The organism is Chamaesiphon sp. OTE_75_metabat_556 (assembly GCF_031378165.1).
GTDB lineage: Bacteria > Cyanobacteriota > Cyanobacteriia > Cyanobacteriales > Chamaesiphonaceae > Chamaesiphon.
Genome location: NZ_JANNDR010000567.1, coordinates 1 through 9,088 on the forward strand (window position 1 = coordinate 1; position 9,088 = coordinate 9,088).

At 44.0% G+C, this 9,088-nt stretch carries 12 protein-coding genes and 1 tRNA gene; 6 read left to right on the top strand and 7 right to left on the bottom strand.

Annotated elements, in window-relative coordinates; genetic code table 11:
- Positions 1-146 precede the first annotated feature (146 nt).
- Positions 147-413, bottom strand: coding sequence for a hypothetical protein (locus RMO27_RS22305; RefSeq protein WP_309736721.1), 267 nt, complete (start codon positions 411-413; stop codon positions 147-149).
- A gap of 149 nt (positions 414-562) precedes the next feature.
- Positions 563-1,660 carry an iron uptake porin gene (locus RMO27_RS22310; RefSeq protein WP_309736742.1) on the bottom strand — a complete coding sequence of 366 codons (1,098 nt, stop codon included), beginning with the start codon at positions 1,658-1,660 and terminating at the stop codon, positions 563-565.
- Between RMO27_RS22310 and RMO27_RS22315 the strand changes: the two genes are divergently transcribed.
- Positions 1,632-1,760 (top strand): hypothetical protein, encoded by a 129-nt coding sequence (locus tag RMO27_RS22315; RefSeq protein ID WP_309736723.1) that lies wholly within the window; start codon positions 1,632-1,634, stop codon positions 1,758-1,760. The genes RMO27_RS22310 and RMO27_RS22315 overlap by 29 nt on opposite strands.
- Positions 1,761-2,135: 375 nt before the next feature.
- Here RMO27_RS22315 and RMO27_RS22320 read toward each other — a convergent pair whose 3' ends face one another.
- Complete coding sequence (locus tag RMO27_RS22320) at positions 2,136-3,170, bottom strand: metal ABC transporter solute-binding protein, Zn/Mn family (RefSeq protein ID WP_309736725.1); 1,035 nt, start codon at positions 3,168-3,170, stop codon at positions 2,136-2,138.
- Positions 3,171-3,791: 621 nt separating this feature from the next.
- Between RMO27_RS22320 and RMO27_RS22325 the strand changes: the two genes are divergently transcribed.
- Positions 3,792-3,938: a hypothetical protein gene (locus tag RMO27_RS22325; RefSeq protein ID WP_309736727.1), complete on the top strand. Its 147-nt coding sequence runs from the start codon at positions 3,792-3,794 to the stop codon at positions 3,936-3,938.
- A gap of 157 nt (positions 3,939-4,095) precedes the next feature.
- A tRNA-Thr gene (locus RMO27_RS22330) sits at positions 4,096-4,168 on the top strand.
- Positions 4,169-4,523: 355 nt separating this feature from the next.
- Here the strand turns inward: RMO27_RS22330 and RMO27_RS22335 are convergent.
- The 4 genes from RMO27_RS22335 to RMO27_RS22350 all read right to left on the bottom strand — a co-directional run bounded on the left by RMO27_RS22335 (position 4,524) and on the right by RMO27_RS22350 (position 7,234).
- Positions 4,524-5,006, bottom strand: coding sequence for a hypothetical protein (locus RMO27_RS22335; protein WP_309736729.1), 483 nt, complete (start codon positions 5,004-5,006; stop codon positions 4,524-4,526).
- A gap of 218 nt (positions 5,007-5,224) precedes the next feature.
- Entirely contained in the window at positions 5,225-6,070 is an 846-nt protein-coding gene (locus tag RMO27_RS22340) for a hypothetical protein (protein ID WP_309736731.1), read from the bottom strand.
- Positions 6,071-6,073: 3 nt separating this feature from the next.
- The gene (locus RMO27_RS22345; RefSeq protein ID WP_309736732.1) at positions 6,074-6,592 is read right to left on the bottom strand and encodes a hypothetical protein; all 519 of its coding nucleotides are present in this window, start codon (positions 6,590-6,592) and stop codon (positions 6,074-6,076) included.
- A gap of 90 nt (positions 6,593-6,682) precedes the next feature.
- Entirely contained in the window at positions 6,683-7,234 is a 552-nt protein-coding gene (locus RMO27_RS22350; RefSeq protein WP_309736735.1) for a hypothetical protein, read from the bottom strand.
- A gap of 266 nt (positions 7,235-7,500) precedes the next feature.
- On the opposite strand from RMO27_RS22350, the gene RMO27_RS22355 reads away from it, so the two are divergent.
- The 3 genes from RMO27_RS22355 to RMO27_RS22365 all read left to right on the top strand — a co-directional run.
- Positions 7,501-8,184, top strand: coding sequence for a hypothetical protein (locus RMO27_RS22355; protein ID WP_309736737.1), 684 nt, complete (start codon positions 7,501-7,503; stop codon positions 8,182-8,184).
- Positions 8,185-8,386: 202 nt separating this feature from the next.
- The gene (locus tag RMO27_RS22360) at positions 8,387-8,647 is read left to right on the top strand and encodes a hypothetical protein (protein WP_309736738.1); all 261 of its coding nucleotides are present in this window, start codon (positions 8,387-8,389) and stop codon (positions 8,645-8,647) included.
- A gap of 3 nt (positions 8,648-8,650) precedes the next feature.
- Positions 8,651-9,088, top strand: a 438-nt coding sequence (locus RMO27_RS22365) for a hypothetical protein (RefSeq protein ID WP_309736740.1), incomplete at its 3' end; no start/stop codon positions are given.

Here is a 9,088-nt window from a genome sequence, read left to right on the forward strand (position 1 = left end):
AGTTAATAATTCGCCAAAGCTATGGATTTAAGAATTTCGATCTGATGAAAGAGAAGCTATTGGCTTGCTTATTTAAATAATTTCCGTTTCACTCCAATCATTCAAATAAGCAATACTTATCACCATATAGGCGGGAGAGCCGCAATTTAATTAAGTGTTACGCCAACCTGCAATGCTGCTACTCTACAGCCATTGCAATCGCAACTAAAATTCTTGTCAGCGAGTTGTTTTTGCCGTGCTAGTAATGCTTGATGGGCAAATTTGGGATCGATGATCGGCATCGCCACTGGTTGGACTTTCCAGGGCTTGAGTGTCTCCGCCTGTGGTTCAGATTGGGGCGAATTAGCATGAACGAGATAGCTAACACCAATGATTCCAGCCACAGGCAGCCATAGTAAGTTAAATAGTTTCATCTTAAATACCGTTTTATTTATTATCGTTATTATAAGTCTGTCCGATCGATTTATAGTATCTTACGACAAATTATCTATCAAATCGATGATTTAATAATGGCAAATGAATGACACGATTACTCGTGTCATTCCAGAACTCGAACTCTAAGTTAGAACGTAAATGTAGTCCGCAGGGCACCAATTACCGCGCTAGTACTATTAGCATCTTGATTGGGTGCAGTCAGATAAATAATCCCTGGCGTGACACTCATATTCTCACTAACTTTAAATTGATAGAATCCTTCAATATGCAGTCCAGCTTTAGTATCAGTTGTGCCATTACCAGAAGAAGTTACCCGTGGTTCTTGCCCGACTAATAATCCAGCTAGATTCCCCTTGCCGCCAAAATCTGGCGCAGCCGCAGTTACTGCCCAATTCCAAATTTGTCTATCTCCGCCAGCAGCTTGATTTTGGGTATAACCAGCCCAACCGCCGAGCGCAAATTGGGGGCTGAGTTGAAACGAGCCTTGCAACCCGAAGTTATTACTGTCACCGCCAGCATTTGCATTCGTGCTGCCAGTTCCAGGATCTGCGTTACGAGCGCGAGTATAGGTGACACCAACTTTAGAATTTTCGCCAGTTTTGAAAGTGAGTTGAGCCAAGGCACCATAGCTCCCCCCAAATAAACCATTTCCAGTCGTAGGCGTATTGCTGGTACTAGATAAATACCCCAAGCTCAGTTCCATGCCATCACTTAATTTGTGGCGAATTCCGGCACCAGCACCTTGAACGGTATAGTAAATCGACGGACGATTCCCAAAGGCAGAGATTGAACCACTAGCACCGTCACCATCAAAATAAGGATTAATCGTGTCGGTAAAGTCATCCGATGCACCAGCATTCGCCGCTACTACTAATTGAGTTTGCGGTGAGATCGGAAATTCATATTTGAGCGCGTCAACCGCCACAGTCCCCGCAGCATCTCCAGTCCAGGATAAGCTACCTTCGGGTGTTGCCGCCGTCGCACTACCTAAGTTGTCTGATTGGAGTCTAGTCGTGAGTGTACCTTCCCCGATCGCCGTTTTGAGTTCAAGCCGAGCGCGATAGCCTGCCGCCGTATTGCGATCGAAATCACCAGAAACTACTCCAGTTGCACCAAAAATTACTTGCCCTTCCAATTTTGTAGTTAGCGAAAATGGACTGGGGGCTTCAGCTTTGGAGGGATTGGGTTCTGAAGCCTTGGGTTGTTCTGGAGCTGGTGGCGTTATCGGCGGTGTGGGCGGTGCTGATGGTACAACTACTGGCGGTGTTTGGTTGATTGGTGGCTGTGGTGGCTCTGATGTGACAGGTGCTGGTGGGGATGTTTGACTAAATCTGTTTGAGGAGAAGATGAGGCTTTAATTATCGTTTTCCGCACTCTGATTCTTTGCTTGATCTTTTTCTTTCGGGGTTGTTTTTTTCTGGCAGCAATTAGCTGATTTGAGCTAGTTTGAGTGACTGTAGACATTGCTGAATTGGGAACGTTTGTAATTAAATCTGCGGCTTGGGCACTAGTTATCAGTAGTACAGTACTGAATAGTCCACTTGCGGCGATCGTTAGCCAATTCAGTTGTTGTTTTGAATTATTCATCTTGATTATTTTTAATTGTGAAAATTTTGTTCGCTTTGTTTTGACAAGAGATTAAAATTGAGCGATCTATTTTAATCTCTTGTCTCAGTTAATTAGATTTATGTCAATTCAGCTTATTTAGCCGAAAAAGATGTGAATTTACCACCTAATCCTTCAACTATCGACTTAGTATTAGAAATCAACATTTTCTGATAAGTTTCACCTGGGCTACCAGCTTCGCCTAAGCCATCAGCATAGATTTCTTGCTCTGCTACTTTCACCTTAGCATCTTGAGCGATCGCGTTAATCAGCTTGGGGTTGAGCGTCAATTCGGCAAAAATAGTCGGTACTTGTGCCTTTCTGATCTTGCCAACCATCCCTTTAGCTCTAGCTGCGTTTGGCTTTTCCTCTGTACTCAATCCTTCTAAAGCATCAACTGGAATTCCATAAGCTTTAGAATAATAACCTAGTGCATCATGAGTAGTAAATAACGTCTTTTTAGTAGCAGGAATTGTACTAATTTGAGATTTGATCCAAGTATCAAGTTGTCCAAGTTCTGCTGTTACTTTTTGGGTATTTTGCTGATAAGTTGCTGCTTGCGCTGGAACTAATTTCTCTAAACTAGCTCCGATCGTTTCAGCAATTTTGATCCCATTCTGGGCGTTATTCCAGACGTGTGGATCGGTCGTACTTTTACCATCTTCCTCAAATTTCAGCGGTTGAGTTACGGCGACTTCATGCACGGCGACTTTTGGAGCTGGATTAGATGTCGCTTTAATCGCTTTAGTTAGTTCTGGCTCGAAGTCATAGCCACCATACAAGACTAATTTAGCCTGTTCGATCGATTGTCTCGCTTCTGGGGTCAGTTTGTAAACATGGGGGTCGCTACCAGGAGCCAGCAGACAAACTACATTGACAGTACTAGCCGCAATTTGTTTGGTCAAATCGCATAATACCGTATTCGTCACAACTACCTTCGGACTACTATCTGTCCCTGCGGTGGTGGTTGCGGCTGGAGTTTCGCTGGCGGTAGGGCTGGGGGTTTCTCCAGGCTGTTGGCTGGTAGGTGTGGTACATCCAGTTAATAGCCCGAAGGTGAGTAGTGATGACACTAGCCAGTTGGAATGTAGTAAGTGTTTGAGGTTTGGGCGACGAAGGCTAATTTTCACAGTTGTAAGGTTGAATTGGTAAGTTGTGGGCGGGTTCGTAATCCTGTGCTGTGTGAGGGGCAGAGTCCATCTAGCAAATTTGTGATAGAATGAGAATCATTATCGCTTCAAGTAAAATTATTTTAAAGCCTAGATCTCTTTCTGTCAAATGGATCTGTAAGCTAGTACACAGTTCAATTTGCATTATTATTAGTTGCCCTTTGCTAGATAGATTCGATCGACAATCGAAAACGAAACACCCGTTTTAGCAAGCTTTAAGTTAATAATCTGTCCGACTTTTTAATCACTATTTTTACGTCTAAACTCCAGTCGTTTAAGTTTGTCCGATTGGGAGATATTCAGGGCGCGACCGCCGAAGACGGCGCGCGAGCTTCGCCGATTTCGACTCAGCCATTAGGTATGACCACGATTATGCCATTGCTTATGCGAATCGGGGCTTACTTAGGTATCAGCAGGATACCTGTCTAAATGTTAAATCTGGGTGAAATAAAAAGTGTATAGCAAACTAAATGGGGTCGAAACGGCAGTGAGTGCCGGGTTATTGCGAGAAACGGCCAGCGAATTAGGGGAATTAATCAAACAGCTTGGCTGTGTTTTGGCGATTTTGCTGTAACTGATTTTGTGCTGCTACTCCAGAATTTAGCCTCGAAAGTTCATTTAACTCGTTTTCTCAAACAGCCCCGCAAGCAGAAGAAAAATCAGCCGCCTTTGGTTAAAGATCCCCAGCATCCCCATGTTTCTACTGCCAAACTTTTATCTGGCTGCTAAATAACATTTAGACAGGTATCCTCTCAAAACTAAATGAGAATTGCTACTAATCGTTGGCGTAGCCTTTCTGTTTGCCTGCGCAGAAGCGTCTGCCTCAGCAGCAACAGAATCGGTGTGGTAGACATAATTTTGGAGATATGTTATGGTTGTCTAGTGCGCTGGCGTAGCTCAGTTGGTAGAGCAGCTGATTTGTAATCAGCCGGTCGGGGGTTCGAATCCGTCCGCCAGCTTAATAGAAATGAATGATAGAGCTAGGTTTGAGTACCTAGCTCTCATTTTATGGTTTTGGGATTTAAATCGAGTTTGAGTATCGCTCGAAGATCCACAATCAAAAGATCTTCTTTCAATTTTTCCCCTAAGTCACTTTTCCTATATATTTCTCCCCTAACTCCCCTATAAAAAAAGAAAAGTAAGAATAGATAAGGGTTTGAGGTCGAAAAGCGGTAGGGGAGTTACTAAGGGATTGTAGGGGAGTTTCGGAAAAAGGTAGGGGAGTTTCTGAATCCCCACAAAAAAGCGACTAACTGATTACAGCTAGCCGCAAATGCTTAACCCCCGAAATAGATGTCTGAGTATATCCAGACATCAAACCTCAAAATCGTATTGAATCCAGAGTTTGACCTGTTCGTGCCCCAAGCATTGCAGATCGAATGTTTTCTGGAAGTCGGCAAACTCATCTTCTGGCAGCACGATACAGCCTAACGAACCAGGCGCGTTAGCATCTTTGTGAATGAGTAAGTCCGATCGTTGTACACCTTCCTTGGTACGCACTGCAAACGGGGTAATCGGATAAGCTTCACCCTCTACGCCCTTGATGTGGGGGAGGTTTATCGCCAATGTCTGTACCCAATAATTTGCAAATGTCGGATTACATTGATATGTCGCTGGACAAACGCCGCCGCTTTGCTTGCTCCATCCGCCGATCTTTTGGTACATTCCCAGCCCACTAGTGGCGACCCAGCGACCCAAACAGCCCTGCTCGAAGTCATAGAGCACGATCCGCCCTTGATTGAGTTGGGGCGTGTTGTCCAACTGCATGGAAAAAATTAAAAATGGTGTCTTCAACATTATTTGATTCTCTCCATGCTGCTACCAGGGGTCGTCATGCTTTCTAGCCCAGGAATCGGGAAATTAGTACATAACATCGCTTTAGTCTCCGGTGAGAATACCTGTATCAATAAGGAGATCGAGCAGACCCCACACCATAAGAACGCACGTAACCATGACTTGTTAACCCCTTTCATTTATTTACTCAACTGATTCGTTTCTGAAAAAATCTATTTGCTTTATCCCGCTAGTACAATTGGCGGTTTGGCTCGTGCTGCCGGTGGTGCTGCCTGTGAGAACTCTTGATTAATCAAGACACTACCGGCAGTTGGAGATCCCATCGTGTACAGCAAGACGCCCATATTGCCCTCAGCCGCATCAATCCGAGCCTGTCCACCTGGTTGGATGATGTTATCCATTTGGGGGGTTGCAGCTTTAGTATTGACATCTAGGAAGAGATCGAAATAGACCGGCACGGTACCGTTGTTAAAAATCTCCGTCGCTATCCGCGTAGAATTTACCAGGACTGCGATGTGTTTGTCTGCACTGACCCACGAGATCGGTGAATAAGTGGATTCATCCAATCTCTGCACGTTTTTATTGGCCGCTTGAATCGCACCTACTTGCGCGGCTGTACCGGCTGAGATCGCGTTAGCAATTGCCGATAAATCGAAATTGATTGGATTACTCGTTGTAGACATATTTGCCGAAATTCCTAAATCTGACGTGTAAAATTCGAGAACTGAGTTTGTCACCAGGTCGCTAACCTCGGTGAATAAAAATTTGTGCGGGAGACTCGGATCGAGTGTAATTAATTGCACTCGATCGCGTCCCTGCTGGCTAGCTGAAATCTGATAGTCTTCACCATCAAGTACCCCTAACCCTGGAATCTCTAGCGAGCTAGATAAAATAGCAGGGGGGATCTGGTCGATCGTTACCCCTTTCGCTAGGTTGCGAATCTGCCATTTCACCAGCATGGTTTGAGATAAAACCAATGATTCGGGAATAGTTAGATCGCGCTTATTTTGGACGGTAAAACCTTTCGCAAATGTGTAGCTACTAGGATCTAAATATGCCAGGGTCATTTGTTATTTTGTTCTAGTTGCATTCTTAGCAGTGTACGGAGTTTTAAAGGTCATCGAACGACCCTCTGGAGATACGATCGCCGCAACATCTCCAGATGTTTTTGACTCCATAATTTCCTGAACCATATTCGCAAAAGTATGAGAAGTTGGCATTGCTATCTTGATCGAGGCAACATCTTTGCCGCCGATTTTTACTAGCTTGGTGAATTTTACAGTCACGGATCTACTAGCACCTGTAGCTCCCATGTTTACCATGGTTGTAACAGTCTTCTCTTGCCCATTAATTTTAGTCTTCACCGACTTTGTAGACAGCTTAATCATATCTGCCGGAGTAACTTCAGTAAAACCAAAATACTTTGCAACCGGCTCTTTGACATAAGCAATGGGCGATTTTGGCGACGCTTTTGCTGCTGCTGCGCCTGTTGTAGCTGCTCCAGCCGCCGCTCCCATTTTGTACCTTTTCGATGTGCCTTTTGTGAATTTCACCATCACAAAAGAACCATACACTCCACCCTTACTCATCTTGTTACTATCCTGTTAATTGTTAGATTATCTGAGGACTTCCCTAGAAGTCCTTTTTGTCTGAGTTTGCCTTTTAACCAACTCAAGAAATTAAACAGTTTGGTCACGCAAGATGTAGAAGTAATCAACTTCATTAATCTCGATTTTGCCGGAAAGTAAATCAATAACCACAGCGGCGGGGATGTTGAACTGAATCGTAAACTGCGAAGCTTCCAAGTCAGCATTAACCGTAATTTGGTTAGGAGTTTTAGTAACAATCGAGCTGTTAACTTGACGTTCCCAGTAAGTGCATAATTCAGCCAACTTAACGAGCGCAGCGGGTAAATGTGCCGTCCCAGCGAGGGTACCAGTACCAGCTTCATAGTCGGTAATGTAGTCAGCAAATTGATTTCGAGCAACAAGTTTAGTTTCCTGGGTAACTTCGTCAAGAGTCAAACGACCAGGAAGAGTTAAGGTTGCAGCGAAGACCTTCTCAGCATCACCAGTGATTTGATAAGAAGCGTAGTTCGTCTGTACAGCACTCTCTTTATTGCTTTGTGCTTCGAGTTTACCGAATAGAATCACTGCCTTCATTGCAGCCTGTAGCAGATTGTCAGCGACAATTGTCGATGCCCCAGATACGTAGTCCCAAGCGTTAGCCATAATGTCGATTCGTCCAAAAATTAGTAGTTGTGGGCGAATATTTGGGTTTTGGCTTAGTCCGCGTCGGACGCAAAACCCAAATATTCGGATGTTTACAACATGCCCCAAACCCGCTCAGGGCTTACCAACTACATGATCCTTTTATTTGCGGAACCTATAGGTTCCGCAACAACAAGCGACCTACATTATTTGCCTATGCCACTTGTGAATTGGCATGTGCCAATTGGGAAAACTAGGAGTAATGAACTAGCATCTACCGAATATTTATGACCGTTATTCCATCCCTAGCTTTTGAAACTGAAGACGATCTGAACCTGGACAAAGCCGCCTACTTCGCGCTTGCGTCGTGGTTTCCCTCTCCAGCTATCGCCGCTATCCCCGCCAAAGCTGCTATCGTTGCCGTTCCTGCGTATCCAGCTCGCGCCGCTAGTGCCGCAATCGCAGCAAATCCAGACAACCTAGCTATCGCCGCTGGTGCCTTATTTGCAAATTCTCCAGCTATCGCCGCTGGTGCCGCTGTCCCTGCATTCCCAGCCAAACCAGCGACCGCAGAAATCGTCGCCTTCCCTGCTGTACCTGGCGTCCCTGGAGTTCCTAATAAAGGTGGCATCGATCCGCTAGTACTCGCGCAGTCATATCACAAATCGACAGAAACGAATTCAGAATTCTGTTTGTTTATCCCTTGCAATCTGCATTTAGAAGCGATGTATGGCAATAAATTTAAAGCCGTCATGCCCTGGATCGGATCTGGTAATGTCAATCGGGTAATTGCTGATGGTGTAACTCTACCAGCGATCGATGGTGTAACCAATCTTGAACAGTTGCTGTATTACTATGCATCGCTACCCGATAGCCAAGCGACGATCAATAAGGTAGTTGTTGGCGGACGTACATTCTTTAAGATTATGAAAAATGCCGCTTTCATTAGTAGTGGTGGGAGTGTAGGCTAAAAATAATTTAATAGAATTCTGATAGCAGAATGATATCAATCTACTATCAGAATGATTAGCCTGTGATTATCTTTATTTGTTTTCCCATCGTGTTCTGATGGCATAGACAGATTTAATCTGTCCTTGACTTTGCTTAAATGTCTGATTGTGTTTTGGATTAATCAAAATGATGTTGAAGATGATTTCAGGGATGGTGAAATAGTTGGCTCAGTCAGTTAATTTTTACTTAAATGAACTAGCAGATGAATATGCTCCTAGCGTTCCTAATCCACCATTACAGCAATACAGTCCATACCAAACCGATGATATTTATTGTGTTGATATTGCTTCTGTAGTTAAAGATGGAAATGGCGAGATTGTCGAAAACAACAATCTGCAATTACAAGAATTTCTTGCTGTACAGGCTTACTGTATTGGAATAATCCCCTGCAACTTCAATAAAATAGCCAAAGACTATCCTTGAAAAATGCTTTTTAGAATAAGTGCTAACGGTAATCAATCTTTAGGTGAATTCCCAATTTATCAAGATGGATGTGAACACCAACCAAATTTACCGCCAGCAGTTCTCGACCGAGGTTCACCATTTGCATATCGCTTAAATCCTGAAGTGGTCTATGTAAATGCTTGTTCAAGCTATCAGCTACCCTTTGCGGTCGGAGTTGGCACAAACATTTATCGTGAGATTACAGAATACACTTTTTGGTCACACTACACACTGTACGAAGCTTTTTATACTGCTAACGCTCAATTGTTTCCAGCCTATATAGGCACAACGGAAAAAGAGGTCGTAGCCCCACTACAAGGGCGATCTGTCAAACCTGCCATTAGAGTTGCAAATAGTAACGGTGTAGCCTTTTACGGTTATGCCGAAGTATCTTTTTTCGCTAGCAAGGCTAAATACTAT